Genomic DNA, 16,212 nt, shown 5'->3' on the forward strand with positions numbered 1-16,212 from the left:
ACCATTCAGGCACAAAAAAGGCACTTGCGATAAGCGCTAAGTGCCTGATTTGTATAGCTTATATGGTGGAGCCGGGGGGATTTGAACCCCCGTCCGCCAGTACTCCGCTGTCGGTACTACATGCGTAGCCGTGTCTATTAAGTTAACCCTCAGCGACCCGACGGGCAGGGTGCTTTGGGCGAGTTGTGTAAGTTTTAGCCGCTTCGTCCACAACGTACTGCACGGCGATTCTGTTCTATATGACAATCACTTTGGGTTTACAGACATCCCCTGATGATTGCTGGACCCGAAGGTACCAGAAGGGAAGGGCTAAGGCTGCTTACGCAGCGAGAGCGTATTCCCCGTAGGTTTCGTCATTGGCAACTATAGGAAGTTGCAACAGTGGATTTACGAGTTCTGTTACCAACTCGGCATGCACCTAAAGTTTCGCAACCGGCGTCGAATCCTAAACGGCCCCGAACCTGTCACTCGGTGAAGCTGTTGAGTGACAGGCATGTGCAGTGTACGCCAATACTTGGCTGAGGCCAACCCGGGGGCGATGTTACTGAGGATCGCCTTTGGCGTTGTTCTGCAGCTTCTGCAAGGCCTGGGTGGTGATTGCAATGCAATCCTTGGTGCCTTCCTCGGTACCTTTCTGGTGAGCCTCCTCGGCTTTGGCGACGTCCATGTTCAGGTCAGTTTTCAAATCTTCGCTCAGTTGCTTCGTGCTGACCATGTCATTTCGGATCTTGGTCAGATTGGTCTCGCAGAGGTCGGCTGCAAACACCGGAGAGGCCAACAGTGCAGCGGAAATGAACAAGCCAGCAAATGCGGTGTGCTTCATGTGTATCTCCTTGAACGTGTGGTCTCGGTGCTGCCGGTCACGGTCAGGCCGAGTCGTTGTCGTAGGGCCCGACAGAGCCGGGCCTATTCAAGTGACTACAGTGAAGCGCAGGAATTCGATTTTTCGTCGAGCCCTGCAGAAGAGCCTTCACCGCTGGCGGGTTTGGCCCGGGTGACGCGGTCTACCAGGTACACCAGGCCGTGGTAGTCGATTTCACCGTGTTGCGTCAGACCAATCTCACAGGTGCGGCTGGTGGAGATGCCCTCGGTGCAGTATTGAACCGCGTCCTTGAGGGTGCGCAGCGAGTGGGCGTTGAGTTCCGGCGTGGTAAAGCCCTTGTCGCCGGCGAAACCGCAGCAGTGGATGCCCTCAGGGATGACCACGTGTTTGCTGCATTTGCGCGCCAGGTCGATCAGCGCCTGGCTCTCGCCAAGGTGCTGGGTGCTGCACGTGACATGCACGGCAATCGGCTCCTCCTGGGGGCTGAATTCCAGACGCTCCATCAGATGCGTGCGGATGAAGCGCACGGGGTCGTACAGGTCCAGGCGTACATCGCCGAGGTCCTGGACTAGCCGCAATGTGCATGGGCTGGTGTCGCAGTAGATAGGATCGAGGCCGCCGCGGCTGGCGTGCAGCAGGGCGCCGATCAGTTCCTGGCGTTTGTGCTCGGCTTGTTCGGCATAACCTTTTGAGGCGAAGGGCTGGCCGCAGCAAAGGCTGTCCACGTTGTCGGGAAAGACGACCTGGTAACCGGCTTTTTCCAGCAACTGTCGGGTTTTTTCGTACAGCGAAACCTGCTCTTTGTCTCCCGCCGCAGGGCCCATGACCCGCGATACACAGGCCGCTAGGTACACCACTCTCGGGCGTTGGTCCGACACGGCCGGGCTGAAGCGGATGGGGCTTTCCGGCTGTGGCATGGCGGGGGTCCATTGCGGCACCTGGCCTTTCGACAATCGGTTCAGCCCGGTTGACCAGCGCCCCAGCCGTGGTGCCCCCAGCAGCATGCGCGCGCCGTTGGCAACGTGCAGGGTAAAGCGCGCTCCTTGCAGGGCCATGGCGAAGTTGCTCGCGAGCCAGTCGGCGGTTTTCGTACGGGTTGCGGTACGGCCGCGGAGCTTTTTCACCAGGTCGCCGGTATTGATGCCTACCGGGCAGCGTTGCGCGCACAGTCCGGTGGCGGCGCAGGTGTCGATGCCCTGATATTGATAGGCCGTTTCCAGTTCGGAAGTGTCGATGCCCGCGCGCTTTTTCGCCTGGATGTCGCGCCAGATCACAATGCGCTGGCGCGGGCTCAAGGTCAGGTCCTTGGACGGGCACACCGGTTCGCAGAAACCGCACTCGATGCACTTGTCGACGATTTCGTCGGCGGCCGGCAATGGTTTGAGGTGCTTGAGGTGGATCTGTGGGTCTTCGCTGAGCACCACATCCGGGTTGAGGATGCCGTTGGGATCGAGCAGGCGCTTGAGCTGCCACATCAACTGGTAGGCGTCGCTGCCCCATTCCAGCTCGACGAAGGGCGCCATGTTGCGTCCGGTGCCGTGCTCGGCTTTCAGCGAACCGCCGAATTCCACCGCGACCAACTGCGCTACGTCATCCATGAACGCCTGGTAGCGTGCGACTTCTTCAGGGTTGTTGAAGCCTTGGGTGAAGACAAAGTGCAGATTGCCTTCCAGCGCGTGTCCGAAAAGGATTGCTTCGTCGTAGTGGTGTTTGTCGAACAGTTCGATCAGGCGGTTCACACCCGTCGCCAGCTGTTCTAACGGGAAGGTCACGTCTTCGATGATGACCGTGGTCCCGGTTTTGCGCACTGCGCCTACCGCCGGAAAGGTGTCCTTACGGATGGCCCAGAGTTGGGCGTTTTCCTTTGGGTCTTCGGTAAAGTCGACCTGCTTTTCCACCGGGAAGCCGGCCAGGGAGGCCATGATCTGCGCCAGTTGTTCTTGCAGCAAAGACGAAGACGCGGCGCGGGATTCGATCAGCAGGGCGCAGGCGTTCAGCGACAGATGTTGTACGAAATCCGGCATGCCTGGCTTGTCCTGAACGGAGCGCAGGCTGCGACGGTCCAGCAGCTCTACGGCCGATACCGGTTGGCTTTTCAGCACGGTGACGGCGTTGCAGCAGGTTTCCACGTCGGGGAATACGATCAGCGCCGAGGCCTTGTTCGGGTGGTCGATCACGGTGTTGTAGGTCACCGCGCTGATGAAGCCGAGAGTGCCTTCGGACCCCACCAGCAAGTGGCTCAGGATATCCACAGGCTCGTCGAAATCCACCAGGGCGTTGAGTGACAAGCCGGTGGTATTTTTCAGACGGTATTTGTGGCGAATTCGGGCGGCCAGTTCAGTATTGGCGCGGGTCTCGCGTCCGAGAGACGCCAGCCGCTCCAGCAGTGCGCCGTGACTGGCTCTGAACGCTGCGACGCTGGTGTCGTCTTCGGTGTCGAGGCGGGTGCCATCGGCCAGTACCAGGCGGATACCGGCCAAGGTGTGATAGGTATTCTGCGCCGTGCCGCAGCACATGCCACTGGCGTTGTTGGCGACGATGCCGCCGATCTTGCAGGCGTTGATCGATGCAGGATCCGGGCCGATCTTGCGTCCGAACGGTGCCAGCCAGGCATTGGCCTGGGCACCGATCACGCCCGGCTGCAGACGGATCTGCGTGCCCTGTTGGCGAATCTCGCGGCCGTTCCAGTTATCCCCCAACACAATCAGCACCGAGTCGCTGATGGCTTGGCCCGACAGGCTGGTGCCGGCCGCGCGGAAGGTGACGGGAACATGGTCGCGCTGGGCCAGCTTCAATAGGGCGACCACTTCGTCTTCGCTTTCGACTCGTATCACCAGCTTTGGAATCAGCCGGTAGAAACTGGCGTCGGTGCCGAAGGCCAGGGTCGACACGGGATCGTCGAAACGGCGCTTTTGTGGGATCAGTTGCTGTACGTCATGCAGGAAGGGGGCTGGAAGGCTCATTGGTCCTCCAGAATCAATACCACCAGATCCTTGGGACCATGGGCGCCATAGGCCAGGACTTGTTCAATGTCGGCGGTTTTCGATGGGCCTGACACCAGCAGGGCATTGGTGGGCATGCCCTGGGCCCATTCGAATTCCTGCTGCACTTCATAGAAGTTATCGCGGATCTCGCTGGCCTTGAGCAGGGCGAAATGCACCGGTGGCACCAGGCTCATCAGCCGCGGTTCTTCTCGCGTCGGCCACAGAATCAGGCTGCCCGTCGCGGCGATGGCGCCAAGGGTTCCGGTCAGGCTGGCGGGGGTGTCGTTGAACAGTTCGGCTTTCCATTCCTCGACCGGCCGGTCGTAGGCCTTGAGAGGCGGCAGGTCAGGATTATTCGCCCAGAACTGTGTGATTTTTTTCCCATGAGCGGTGGTTGGGGCGATAAGCAGGCTCGGCAACTGCCGGTCGCGCAGCAACTGCGCCAGCAGCGTCGTCCAGCCTTCGCCGGACGTCAGGTGGATTTCGGTGTGCACCGCTTCCATCAGTTTGCGCAACTGCGGGATGCGCTCTTCGGGCGCGTAGCGATAGGTTTGCGTGACCAGATCGACGTCGAAGTGGTCGGCAACCGGGGTGGTGCCGGTCAGGCTTTTTCGCAGCTTGGCGAGGATGTTGTCCCTGGCGCTCATCGGCGGTCTCCCTGGGCTTTCAGGTGTTCGCGGGCCAGGTCGTGCAGCGAGCGGGCGGCGGGTTTGGGGGCGCTGTGGTTTTGGGTCCAGGGGCCGACGTTGCTTGGCGTCAGGGCGCGCAGGCGCGTGGCGAGAAAGCCGAACAGCCGATACAGCCGCGGTGAACTGTTGAGCCGGGCCCAGGCATTCCAGATGAAGCGTTCCTTGGGCGAGTATTTGCTGCCTTGGCCGCGCATCACTTGATTCGGACTGTCCGGGGCCTTGACGTTTTCTTCCCGCAGGCGCCGCAGCAGGGCGGGGATCGGGATCTTCACCGGACACACTTCACCGCAGGCGCCACACAGTGAGGACGCGCTCGGGTGATCTGGCACTTTGGCGAGGCCGACCATGTGCGGCGTGATGATTTTTCCGATAGGGCCCGGGTAGACTTCGCCGTAGGCATGACCGCCGATTCGGGTGTAGACCGGGCAATGATTCATGCAGGCGCCGCAGCGGATGCAGTTCAGGGTCTGGCGCAGTTCGCTGTCGGCAAACGCCTGGCTGCGACCGTTGTCCAGCAGCACCAGGTGCACTTGCTGGGGACCGTCCAGTTCGTCGGCCTTGCGCGGGCCGGAGATCATGTTGACGTAGGTGGTGATCGGTTGACCCAGGGCCGAGCGGGTCAGCAGCGAGAGCAGCGGCACGACATCACGCAGGTTCTCCACCACTTTTTCGATGCCGGTCACGGCGATGTGCACCGGTGGCACGGTGGTGGACATCCGCCCGTTGCCTTCGTTTTCCACCAGCAGCAGGGTGCCGGTTTCGGCGACGGCGAAATTGACGCCCGACACGCCGATGTCGGCTTCGAAGAATTTCTGCCGCAATACCTTGCGACCGATCTGAATGAGTTGGTCAACGTCCTTGGTGTACTCCACGCCGAGTTTGTCGTGGAACAAGGACGCGACCTGACCGGCATTCTTGTGGATCGCCGGCATAATGATGTGTGAAGGCTTCTCGTGGTCGAGCTGGACGATGTATTCCCCCATGTCGGATTCGAGACATTCAATGTCCCGAGCCTCGAGGAAATGGTTCATCTCCATCTCTTCGCTGACCATCGATTTGCCCTTGATCACTTGCCGCGCCTCGTGAGCGCGGATGATCGAGAGGACGATGCCGTTGGCCTCGTCCACCGTTTCCGCCCAGTGCACAGTCACACCGTTGCGGGTCAGGTTGCTTTCAAGCCGCTCGAGCAGGTCGGGCAGCTTCGATAACGCACGGGCGCGGACGGCATTGCCCAGCACCCGCAGGTGTTCTCTTTCGTGGGCATCGCTGAAGGACGTTGCCCGCTTGGTCATCAGTGAATCCATCGCACTGCGAAAGTTGTTTCGCAATTGCGTGTCGCCCAGGGCCTTGTGGGCTCGGGCACGAAAATCTTCCTGCAGCTCAACGGCCGGAATCAGCGTCGGTGTGCTCATGCGGCACCTCCGGTACGCTGCCAGAGGAAACTCGCCAAGTGCTGGCCGCGCAGCGCCTCCTGCTGTTTTTCCAGTGCGCCGTTGATGTTCATCAGGCAGCCACAGTCGGCACTGATGACCTTGTGTGCGCCGGACTCCTTCAACGCCCGGGTCTTGTCGGCCACCATCGCGCCGGAAATGTCCGGCATGCGAACGCTGAATGTCCCACCAAAGCCGCAGCATTCGCTTTCGTGGCCGTGTTCGACCCGTTCCACATTGCGCAGCTGCGCCAACAGTGCGCGGCCGTGCAGGTGGGTATTCATTTCACGCCGTGCCGAGCAGGACGTGTGCAGCGCAATCTTCACCGGTGTGCCGCTGTCCTGGAGCTGCACCTTGCAGACGAACAACAGGAACTCGGCCAGCTCAAAGGTCCGGGCAGCCAGGGCCTGAATCTGCTTGAGCGTGTCGGGCTCGTCCTTGAACAGGTCGGCGTAATGCTCTCGCACCATGCCAGCGCAGGAGCCCGAGGGCACCACCACCGGATAATCTTCGGCAAACAAGGCCAGTTGTGCCCGCGCCACCGTCCGCGCCTGCTCGGTATAGCCCGAGGTGTACGCCGGTTGCCCGCAACAGGTTTGCCCTTGCGGATACTCCACCCGGATTCCTTCGCGCTCCAGAAGATGGATCGCGTCCATCCCGGCTTCCGGGTAGAACAGGTCCACCACGCAGGTGCCGAACAGGTAAACCCGTTGCGGTTTTTCGCTGGGGTACTGCCGAGGCTCGGGCAATGGCGGGGCGACACGGGTCGCGTTCGGCACGGCGTTGTAAAAAAGCTCGCTCATCAGGCGTGTCTCCGGGTGGTCCCGGTTATCCGTCCGCTGAGGCTGCTGAATATAGAGATCAAATCTTTCAGCAACCTTGCAGACCCGGTTGTCGATAGCGGACGCCGGAAGGTGTTCCGGCGTCGGTTTTTTCCAGGCAACTTGCAGGACTCAGTGCACCAGCATGCCGGTGAACCAATAGGCCTGGGCCAAGGTGATCAAGCCGACGATCGTTGCAAAGAATAGGCTGTGTTTCAGGGTAAAACGGAACAGATCCGACTCTTTACCCACCAGCCCGGTGGCTGCGCAGGCCACCGCGATCGATTGCGGCGAAATCATCTTGCCGGTCACGCCGCCACTGGTATTGGCCGCCACCAGCAACGTGTCGTGGACGCCGATCTGGTGTGCGGTGGTCGCTTGCAGCGAACTGAACAGCGCGTTGGACGAAGTATCGGAACCGGTCAGGAACACCCCCAGCCAACCCAGGAAAGGCGAGAAGAATGGAAACGCCGCGCCCGTGCCGGCCAGCACCAGGGCCATGGTCGACGACATGCCCGAGTAGTTGGTGACGAAGGCGAACGCCAGCACCATGCCGATCGACAGGATCGGCCAGCGCAGTTCGAAAAGGGTTTCCTTGAAAGTGGTAAGACCAGTCTTTGGCTTGATCTTCAGTACCAGCATCGAGATCAGCGCGGAGAAGAAAATCGCCGTGCCGGTGGCGGAAATCGGATCAAGCTTGAACACGGCCGGAATGGCGGTGGGGTTGACCACGATAGGAGCGGTCTTGATCACCATCTGATCCAGGTGCGGGATGGCGAAATTGAATACCCAGGCGTACATCGAGCCGCCGGCGGCAAACATTGCCTTGAAGGGTTTCAAGGTCCAGATCGTGACCAGCACGGTGAGGATCAGGAAGGGCGACCAGGCCTTGATGATTTCGCCCAGGCTGTAGGGCGAAGCCACGGTGCTGCGCGGTTGGCCGAAACCACCGGCGCTGGCAGTCACTGTTGTGCCGGAAGTGGCGCCGGCAATCTGCGCGCCTGCGCTGCGTTTGGGCTGCCAGACTTTCAGGAACAGCGTCAGCGAGATCAGGCTGGCCAGGGCCGAGGTGATGTCTGGCAGCTCCGGGCCGATGAAGTTGGAGGTGAAGTACTGGGTGATGGCGAAGCTCAAGCCTGCCACCAGCGCCGCCGGCCAGGTTTCCCGCACGCCGCGCAGGCCATCCATCATGAACACCAGCCAGAACGGCACGAACAACGACAGCAATGGCAACTGGCGTCCGGTCATGGCGCCGATCTTGACGGCGTCGATACCGGTCACTTGGCCGGCCACGATAATCGGAATGCCCAAGGCGCCGAACGCCACGGGCGCGGTGTTGGCGATCAGGCACAGGCCGGCGGCATACAGCGGATTGAAGCCCAGGCCCACGAGCAAGGCGGCAGTAATCGCCACCGGTGCACCGAAGCCGGCGGCGCCTTCCAGAAAGGCGCCGAAGCAGAAACCAATCAACAGCACTTGCAGGCGCTGGTCATCGGTAATCGACAGCACCGAGCTGCGGATGACCTCGAACTGGCCGCTCTTGACCGTCAGTTTGTAGAGGAAAACGGCAGCGACGATGATCCAGGCGATGGGCCACAGACCGTAGGCAAAGCCGTAGCCGGCAGCGGCGAAAGCCATGTCTGCAGGCATGTTGAACGCGAAGATCGCCACGGCAATCGCCAGGGCCAGGGTAATGCTTCCCGCCACATGCCCTTTGAGGCGGAACACCGCCAGGGCCAGGAAGAAAAATACGATGGGAATAACGGCCGCAAGTGCGGACAAGCCGAGACTGCCGAGCGGGCTGTAAAGCTGTTGCCAGGTTTGCATGGTGGGTGAGCCCCTAATTGTTGTTGGTCAGGCACTGGTCAGCGATTTTGGTTAATTGGTAAGACCAATTTACAAGCGCTGTCGGCTAGGGTAAAAGCCTTGGTTGTCGTGTGTCAATTTGCCGCCCTGAAACTTTCGTCGAATAAGTGCCGCAGATCGCCTCTGATCTGTTTGTCTGAATGGCTTCTGGTAGGTGTGGGCCGGGCCCGGATGGGCCAGAATAGAGAGCCCGGCGAGCTGCCGGGATCGTGGAGAATCGAGTTATGGGGTTTGATCAGATTCGTCAGCGCCGTTTGTCTGACGATATTGTCCAGCGACTTGAAGGGATGATCCTTGAGGGCACGCTGAAGTCTGGTGAGCGGCTGCCCGCCGAGCGGACCCTGGCCGAACAGTTCGGCGTTTCACGTCCCTCATTGCGCGAGGCGATCCAGAAACTGACGGCCAAGGGCCTGCTGGTCAGCCGTCAGGGCGGTGGCAACTACGTGGTGGAATCGCTGGGCTCGACGTTCAGCGATCCGCTGTTGCAGCTATTGGAAAGCAACCCCGAGGCGCAGCGAGACTTGTTGGAGTTTCGCCATACGCTGGAGGCATCCTGTGCCTACTACGCCGCGCTGCGGGCCACGGAAGTGGATCGCGAGCGGCTGACGGCGGCGTTCGATGAGTTGCAGGATTGCTATGCCCGCCACGATGAAGTGAGTCGCGCGGAAGAGGGCGCGGCGGATGCCCGGTTCCACCTGGCGATTGCCGAGGCCAGTCACAACGCGGTTTTGCTGCATACCATCCGCGGGCTGTTCGACCTGCTCAAGCGCAATGTGGTGACCAACATCGGCGGCATGTACAAGCAGCGCAGCGAAACCCGAGACATGCTGATCAGCCAGCATCGGGAGCTGTACCAGGCAATCATGGACGGCCACGCCGAGCAGGCGCGGGAAGTGTCCAGCCGACATATTCTGTATGTGCAGGAAGTGTTGGAGGAGGTGCGTCAGGAAGTGCAGCGGGTGGCGCGGGCGGAGCGGCGCAAGGGGAAGTAGCCAGCCGGGTTTCGCTAACCCTGTGGGAGCGAGCCTGCTCGCGATGGCGTACGGTCAGTCGATTTGGATGTTGACTGACCCACCGCTATCGCGAGCAGGCTCGCTCCCACATTGGATTGTGCGCGGGCTTACTCTTCCTTGCCCTTGTTGCGCACAGCACGCTGCAGTTCGCGACCGGCATCGCGCTCGCGCTCGGTATCGCGCTTGTCGTATTCCTTCTTGCCCTTGCCCAGCGCGATCTCGCACTTGATCAGGTGCTTGCTCCAGTACAGCGATGTGCAGACACAGGCGTAGCCCTTCTGCTGCACGGCAGCGAAGAGTTTTTCCAGCTCACGCTTGTTGAGCAGCAGCTTGCGCGAGCGCACCGGGTCGGCAATCACGTGGGTGCTGGCGGTGGTCAGTGGCGTGATGTGGCTGCCCAGCAGCCAGGCTTCGCCATCCTTGAGCAGCACGTAGCTGTCGACCAGTTGCGCCTTGCCTGCGCGCAGGCTCTTTACTTCCCAGCCGGCCAGGACCATGCCAGCCTCGAAACGCTGTTCGATGAAGTAATCGTGTCGCGCCTTTTTATTTTGCGCGATGGTCCCTGTGGGGTGTTTCTTCTGTTTAGCCATAGGGGCGGCATTATAGGCAGTTGCGTGCGTGTCGGCTACGGTGAAGCAGCATGCTTGAGCACGTTGAGTGAATCCCGGACAATGCGGCCTCTTTTTTGAACGCTTGGGCGTGATCACGATGTCGACAGACAAGGTTTCTGTCCACGGCAGTTGGGCTAGCCGCTGGGTCTTCATACTCGCTGCGACCGGCTCGGCCGTGGGACTGGGTAGTATCTGGAAATTTCCCTACATGGTCGGCGTCTACGGTGGCGGTGCCTTCGTATTGATGTTCCTGGCGTGCATCGCACTCATCGGCGCGCCGGTGATGCTGGCCGAGACCCTGATCGGTCGTCGTGCCCGGCAGAGCCCGGCCAATGCCTTGAAGGTGTTGGCGGTGGAAGCGGGACACTCGCCCAAGTGGTCGTGGGGAGCGTTCGCCGGGATGATCACGGCACTGCTGATCCTGTCGTTCTACAGCGTGGTCGGTGGCTGGTCGCTGGACTACATCATCGACATGGGGCGTGGCGACTTTCAGGGCGTGGTACCTGATCAGGTGGGCGCCTACTTCGGTGGTGTGATCGCGGACCCCTTGAGATTGACGCTCTGGCACACGGTCTTCATGTTGCTTTCCGCGGTGGTGATTGCCAAGGGTGTGGTCGCCGGGCTTGAGCGCAGCCTGCGGATCATGATGCCGCTGTTGTTCGTGATGATCCTGGTGCTGCTGGGCTACAGCATGACCACCGGGCATTTCATGGAAGGCCTGCACTTCATGTTCGATTTCAAGCCGGAGAAGGTCATGGACGGTTTGCTGCCGGCCATGGGGCATGCGTTTTTCTCCCTGAGCGTCGGGGTCGGATCGATCATGATCTATGGCGCCTACATGCCCAAGAACGCCTCCCTCACCAGGACCGTCGTCGGTGTCGCGCTGCTGGACACCTTCGTGTCGCTGATGGCGGGTATGGCGTTGTTTCCAATTGTGTTCGCTGCCGGTCTTAACCCCAGTGAGGGCCCAGGCTTGATGTTTGTCAGCCTGCCCTTTGCCTTCGGCAACATGGCGTTCGGCCAGGTGATGGGTGTGATATTTTTCGTCCTGGTCGCCATCGCGGCCTGGAGTTCGGCAATTTCCCTGTTGGAACCCATGGTGGCCTACCTGGTTGAGCGGACGCGGATCCGTCGCGGCTGGGTGACGTTCTGGTTGGCCTTCACTTGCTGGTTTGTGGGCCTGGGGACGGTGTTTTCCTTCAATATATGGAAGCAGGCGAAGTTTTTCGTGAACGAAGACGGTCTGTTCCGCCTCTACCAATGGGGAGCAACCGGAGGACTGGATTTCTTCGGCGTGATTGATTTCTTCACATCACGGATCATGCTGCCACTGGGTGGTTTGTGTTTCGTGGTGTTTGCAGGCTGGATCATGGGGCGTGAAGCCGTACGCGATGAGTTGTCGCTGCGCAGTCCTGTATTGTTTGCCTTGAGCCTGTTCCTGATGCGCTACGTGGCCCCGATTGGCATCCTCGTGGTGTTTGCCGCCCAGCTGTGGAAGTGACGCTTACATGACGACACATATTCAACGCTCGGCCTTGCTGCCTTATCCGGCGCAGGCGCTGTACGACCTGGTCAACGATGTGGCGAGTTATCCGCAGTTCCTGCCCTGGTGCTCGTCCACCGAGGTGCTCGAGAGCTCCGAGACCCATATGCGTGCCAGACTCAATGTCGCCAAGGGCGGGTTGAGCCAGCATTTCGTTACGCGCAATACCCTGGTGCCGGGTCAGTCCATCGAAATGAACCTGGAAGAAGGGCCTTTCAACCAGCTCCACGGTGTCTGGGTGTTCAAGCCGTTAGGTGAGAAGGCCTGCAAGATAAGCCTGGATCTGTCGTTCGACTACGCAGGTCCGCTGGTTCGGGCCACGTTGGGGCCGTTGTTCAATCAGGCGGCCAATACCCTGGTCGACGCGTTCTGCCAACGCGCCAAGCAAAACGCAGAGCTCAAGCGTTGATCGAGATAGAAGTGGTGTGCGCCACGGTCCAGCGTCAGGTCTTGCGGACATTTAGAGTGTCGCAAGGCACGACGGTTCGTGCAGCGCTGGCTGCATCGGGCATCGCTGAGGCGTTCCCGGAGCTCGATCTGGCCACGTGTCCGGTGGGGATTTTCGGCAAGGTGATTGCCGATCCAGAACGCCAGGCGGTGCAGGCGGGTGACCGGCTTGAGATTTACCGGCCGTTGCTGGCGGATCCGAAGGAGATCCGTCGCCTGCGTGCGGCCAAGGCTGCTCAGGCCCGTAAACCGAATCAATAATCGGGCTTGGATTGCAGGCAATAAAAAACCCGGCATGCCGGGTTTTTTCATGTCGCGGTTTATTGCGGCGTAGTGTCCAGCGGTTCTGGCGTCGGGACGGGGACGGTTTCGACGCTGTCCACATCCTTCTGGATCTGGTCCAGCAACGAACCTGGCTTGACCGGTTTTTCCGGTTTCGCCTTCTCGCCGTTCTCGGCCGGTGTGACCGTCGTGCCGCTGTCCTTGCCCAGGATGGCCTCGTCGCGACTCACGCCAGGCATGAAATCGCCTGACAGGCTGACGAGTTGGTCATTGGCGTTGAAGATGACGCTGATGCGTTCCTGCTGGCGCTCACCGCCGCCAAGCTGCAAGCTGTAGAGATAATCCCAGCGATCGGCGTGGAACGTGTCGGTCAGCAGGGGGTTACCCATGATAAACCGTACTTGCCGGCGGGTCATTCCCGGGCGTAACTGGTCTATCATGTCCTGCGTCACGACATTGCCCTGCTGGATGTCGATTTTGTAAACCCCGGGGAATGAACAACCGGCGAGTGCGAGCAGTCCCACGAAGGTGAAACTGGTTAGCAAGAGCTTGGTGTTTTGCATCGGTGGGCGACTTCCACTATCTTGGCTGGGACAACGTAAACGCCGATCATACCCGCATTAAGAGTAGCTGCGAAGCAGCATCGCGAGAAAGCTGACCATGGTTGAAAATAGCGAACTACGCAAAGCCGGCCTCAAGGTGACACTGCCACGGGTCAAGATTCTGCAAATGCTCGACTCCGCCGAGCAGCGGCACATGAGTGCCGAAGACGTCTACAAGGCCCTCATGGAAGCAGGCGAGGACGTCGGTCTGGCCACGGTTTACCGTGTTTTGACCCAATTCGAGGCTGCCGGCCTCGTGGCTCGCCACAATTTTGATGGCGGTCATGCGGTCTTTGAATTGGCGGATGGGGAACACCACGACCATATGGTGGATGTGGAAACCCGTGAGGTTATCGAATTCATCAGTCCTGAAATCGAAAAGCTGCAAAAAGCGATTGCTGAAGAGTATGGCTTCGAGCTGATCGATCACCATCTCGTCTTGCATGTACGCAAGAAAAAGTAAGCGTGGGTAATGAAAGAAGGCGACCTCAGGGTCGCCTTCTTTCATTTGGGGGATTATCCGGGCTTCTTCAGGATTTCGCCGCGACGACCATTTTTTTCGCGTGGGCCAGGGATTCCTTGGTGAGATCGATCCCGCCCAGCATCCTTGCCACTTCCTCAACGCGCTCGCTCTTGCTGAGCTTGGACACCGCGGTACGGGTGGCGTCTTCGCCGCGCACCTTATGGACAAATAGATGTTGATGCCCCTGTGCGGCGACCTGAGGCAGGTGGGTGACCGTCAGCACCTGGCCACGCTCCCCCAGCCTGCGCAGCAACTGGCCGACAATTTCCGCGGTCGGCCCGCCAATCCCCACATCCACTTCGTCGAATACCAGGGTCGGCACGCGTGAGGTTTGCGCGGTGATGACCTGGATGGCCAGGCTGATTCGCGACAACTCGCCGCCGGAGGCGACTTTTGCCAACGCCTTGAGGGGTTGCCCAGGGTTGGCGCTGACCAGCAGTTCCACCTGCTCCAGCCCGTTGGGCTGAAGTTCGTCGCCTGTGTTGGGGCGCAGTTCGATGGTGAAGCGTCCCCCCGGCATGCCCAGGCGCTGGATTTCCTGCTCCACGGCGCTGGCCAGCCCGGTTGCGGCCATGCGGCGCAGCTCGCTGAGTTCCCTGGCCTTCTCCTGGTAATGACGAGCATAGGAGGCCAGTTCGTCTCCCAGGCGCTCGATGGATTCGTCATTGGCATTCAGGGTTTCCAGCTCTTCCAGCAGGCGTTGCTGCAGTTCGATGACGTCGGTGGGCTGGACGCGGTGTTTGCGGGCCAGGGTATAGATAGTGTCCAGGCGCTCTTCCAGATATTGCAGGCGCGCCGGGTCGGCGTCGAAATGATCGAGGAACCGGTTGAGCTCCCCCACGGCCTCTTCGACCTGGATCTGTGCGCTGGTCAGCAGGTTGGTTGCCTCGCTCAGGGCGCCGACGGAATTGTTCACGCTGGAGAGTCGGTTCAGGCTCGCCGTCAGCGCATTGAGTACGTTGCCCGAATCACTTTCGCTGCATTGCTCGACGACTTGCCGGCAGATGCCCAGAAGGGTTTCGGCGTTGGTCAGGTTCTTGTGTTCCTGCTCCAGCTCCTCCAGTTCGTTTTCCCCCAGGGCCAGGTTCTCCAGCTCTTCGAGCTGGTAGCTCAAGAGTTGGTGACGGGCACGCTGTTCGTCGCCGGAGTTGGAGAGCCGGTCCAGCTCCTGCCGGGTCTGGCGCCAGCGCTGAGCCGCCAGTTGGACCTGGCGGGCCAGGTCGGTGGCTCCAGCATATTCATCGAGCAGGCGACGATGGGTATCGGTCTTGAGCAGGGACTGGTGTTCATGCTGGCTGTGGATGTCGATCAGCAGTTCCCCGAGGGCCTTCAGGTCGCCCAGGGGGCAGGGAGTGCCGTTGATGTAGCCTCGGGAGCGGCCTTCGGCGGTGATGACCCGGCGCAGGATGCACAGGCCATCGGTGTCCAGGTCGCGCTCGGCCAGCCAGGCGCTGGCTTCGGGGATGTCGACCAGGTCGAAGGTCGCCAGGATGTCGGCCTTGTCTGCTCCGGGACGTACGACGCCACTGTCGGCGCGATCACCCAGTGTCAGGCCCAGGGCATCGAGCATGATCGACTTGCCGGCACCGGTCTCACCGGTAATCACGCTCATGCCTCGGTCGAGCTCGAGGTCGAGGTGTTCAACGATGGCGTAGTTGTGTACGGACAGGTGCACCAGCATAAAGCCGCTCCCAGGCGTTAGGTCTGGTTATTTATACAGTGTTTTGTTTCGGGCTGACAATGCCCTCGCTTAGGTCGATTTGCTTGGGCAAGTGAGTTTCTTAGCGCGGTCGGTAATAGGTATGCAATTGCTTTCTGTAAGGTCATTTCGTCGAACGCCCCTTGAAGCTGGAAAACCTGGCCCCATATACGGGGCAGAAGCGCGAGTCGAGCTCGCGGACGAAGTTGAGAGGAGAAAACTATGGCTGACGAACAGACGCAGGATACGCAAAACCAAGAGGCCAATCAGACCTCCCAGGATTCGGGTGGTGATCTGGCGGCCCGTGTACAAGTGCTCGAGGAGCAACTGGCCGGTGCGCAGGATCAGGCGTTGCGTGTAGCAGCCGACCTGCAGAACGTCCGCCGTCGCGCCGAGCAGGATGTTGAAAAGGCTCACAAATTCGCTCTGGAGCGCTTCGCCGGCGACCTGCTGCCAATCATCGACAGCCTGGAGCGCGGCCTGGAGCTGTCCAATCCGGACGACGAGAACATTCGTCCGATGCGCGAAGGCATCGAGCTGACGTTGAAAATGTTCCAGGACACCCTCAAGCGCTATCAGCTCGAAGCCCTCGATCCTCACGGTGAACCCTTCAATGCCGAGCACCACCAGGCCATGGCGATGCAGGAAAGTGCCGACGTCGAGCCGAACAGCGTTTTGAAGGTTTTCCAGAAAGGTTACCTGCTCAATGGTCGTCTGTTGCGTCCGGCCATGGTCGTGGTCAGCAAGGCGCCAGCACCGGTTTCACCTTCTATTGACGAGCAGGCTTGAAATCGGGCGCAGCGGCCCCATCTAAGAAGTCAAGCGTTTAAGTGCTACCGCGGTTAACCACCACTGCCGCGGCAACAAAATCCAAGTTCC

General features: G+C 60.3%; 15 protein-coding genes and 1 other RNA gene. 6 read left to right on the plus strand and 10 right to left on the minus strand.

What is annotated here, in order from left to right:
- Positions 1–63: 63 nt before the first annotated feature.
- The 7 genes from ssrA to QZH45_RS05040 form a co-directional block, all read right to left on the minus strand.
- Positions 64–457, minus strand: a transfer-messenger RNA (tmRNA) gene (gene ssrA / locus QZH45_RS05010).
- Positions 458–541: 84 nt separating this feature from the next.
- Entirely contained in the window at positions 542–823 is a 282-nt protein-coding gene (locus QZH45_RS05015) for a hypothetical protein (RefSeq protein ID WP_055135533.1), read from the minus strand.
- A 95-nt stretch (positions 824–918) separates the two neighbouring features.
- Positions 919–3,786, minus strand: coding sequence for an FAD-binding and (Fe-S)-binding domain-containing protein (locus QZH45_RS05020; protein ID WP_055135534.1), 2,868 nt, complete (start codon positions 3,784–3,786; stop codon positions 919–921).
- The gene (locus tag QZH45_RS05025) at positions 3,783–4,454 is read right to left on the minus strand and encodes a LutC/YkgG family protein (RefSeq protein WP_041025015.1); all 672 of its coding nucleotides are present in this window, start codon (positions 4,452–4,454) and stop codon (positions 3,783–3,785) included. The genes QZH45_RS05020 and QZH45_RS05025 overlap by 4 nt, the downstream gene beginning before the upstream one ends.
- Complete coding sequence (locus QZH45_RS05030; RefSeq protein WP_024779970.1) at positions 4,451–5,908, minus strand: LutB/LldF family L-lactate oxidation iron-sulfur protein; 1,458 nt, start codon at positions 5,906–5,908, stop codon at positions 4,451–4,453. The genes QZH45_RS05025 and QZH45_RS05030 overlap by 4 nt, the downstream gene beginning before the upstream one ends.
- Positions 5,905–6,729, minus strand: coding sequence for a (Fe-S)-binding protein (locus QZH45_RS05035; protein WP_053193004.1), 825 nt, complete (start codon positions 6,727–6,729; stop codon positions 5,905–5,907). Before QZH45_RS05035 ends, QZH45_RS05030 begins: the two co-directional genes overlap by 4 nt.
- Before the next feature lie 150 nt (positions 6,730–6,879).
- Positions 6,880–8,574 (minus strand): lactate permease LctP family transporter, encoded by a 1,695-nt coding sequence (locus tag QZH45_RS05040; RefSeq protein ID WP_024779968.1) that lies wholly within the window; start codon positions 8,572–8,574, stop codon positions 6,880–6,882.
- Between the two features lie 263 nt (positions 8,575–8,837).
- On the opposite strand from QZH45_RS05040, the gene QZH45_RS05045 reads away from it, so the two are divergent.
- A complete protein-coding gene (locus QZH45_RS05045) occupies positions 8,838–9,605 on the plus strand; it encodes an FCD domain-containing protein (RefSeq protein ID WP_024779967.1) in 768 nt (255 codons plus the stop codon).
- Between the two features lie 128 nt (positions 9,606–9,733).
- Here QZH45_RS05045 and smpB read toward each other — a convergent pair whose 3' ends face one another.
- Positions 9,734–10,216, minus strand: a complete 483-nt coding sequence (smpB, locus tag QZH45_RS05050; protein WP_024779966.1) for an SsrA-binding protein SmpB — start codon at positions 10,214–10,216, stop codon at positions 9,734–9,736.
- A 118-nt stretch (positions 10,217–10,334) separates the two neighbouring features.
- On the opposite strand from smpB, the gene QZH45_RS05055 reads away from it, so the two are divergent.
- From QZH45_RS05055 to QZH45_RS05065, 3 genes are read left to right on the plus strand one after another with little or no spacing between them, the layout of a single operon-like run.
- On the plus strand, positions 10,335–11,738 hold the full coding sequence (locus QZH45_RS05055) for a sodium-dependent transporter (RefSeq protein WP_055135543.1): 1,404 nt from the start codon (positions 10,335–10,337) through the stop codon (positions 11,736–11,738).
- Positions 11,739–11,745: 7 nt separating this feature from the next.
- Positions 11,746–12,189: a type II toxin-antitoxin system RatA family toxin gene (locus tag QZH45_RS05060; RefSeq protein WP_024779964.1), complete on the plus strand. Its 444-nt coding sequence runs from the start codon at positions 11,746–11,748 to the stop codon at positions 12,187–12,189.
- The gene (locus QZH45_RS05065; protein WP_024779963.1) at positions 12,186–12,488 is read left to right on the plus strand and encodes an RnfH family protein; all 303 of its coding nucleotides are present in this window, start codon (positions 12,186–12,188) and stop codon (positions 12,486–12,488) included. The genes QZH45_RS05060 and QZH45_RS05065 overlap by 4 nt, the downstream gene beginning before the upstream one ends.
- Positions 12,489–12,547: 59 nt before the next feature.
- Here QZH45_RS05065 and QZH45_RS05070 read toward each other — a convergent pair whose 3' ends face one another.
- Entirely contained in the window at positions 12,548–13,072 is a 525-nt protein-coding gene (locus QZH45_RS05070) for an outer membrane protein assembly factor BamE (RefSeq protein WP_432783636.1), read from the minus strand.
- 97 nt (positions 13,073–13,169) lie between these two features.
- On the opposite strand from QZH45_RS05070, the gene fur reads away from it, so the two are divergent.
- Positions 13,170–13,574 carry a ferric iron uptake transcriptional regulator gene (fur, locus tag QZH45_RS05075; RefSeq protein WP_055135535.1) on the plus strand — a complete coding sequence of 135 codons (405 nt, stop codon included), beginning with the start codon at positions 13,170–13,172 and terminating at the stop codon, positions 13,572–13,574.
- Between the two features lie 67 nt (positions 13,575–13,641).
- On the opposite strand, the gene recN is transcribed toward fur, so the two are convergent.
- Positions 13,642–15,315, minus strand: coding sequence for a DNA repair protein RecN (recN, locus tag QZH45_RS05080; protein ID WP_055135536.1), 1,674 nt, complete (start codon positions 15,313–15,315; stop codon positions 13,642–13,644).
- A 240-nt stretch (positions 15,316–15,555) separates the two neighbouring features.
- Here recN and grpE point away from each other — a divergent pair, with 240 nt between their 5' ends.
- Positions 15,556–16,122: a nucleotide exchange factor GrpE gene (gene grpE, locus QZH45_RS05085; protein ID WP_024779959.1), complete on the plus strand. Its 567-nt coding sequence runs from the start codon at positions 15,556–15,558 to the stop codon at positions 16,120–16,122.
- The last annotated feature ends 90 nt before the right edge of the window (positions 16,123–16,212 follow it).

Origin of the sequence: Pseudomonas corrugata (genome assembly GCF_050920615.1) — a bacterium.
Classification (GTDB): Bacteria; Pseudomonadota; Gammaproteobacteria; order Pseudomonadales; family Pseudomonadaceae; genus Aquipseudomonas; species Aquipseudomonas corrugata.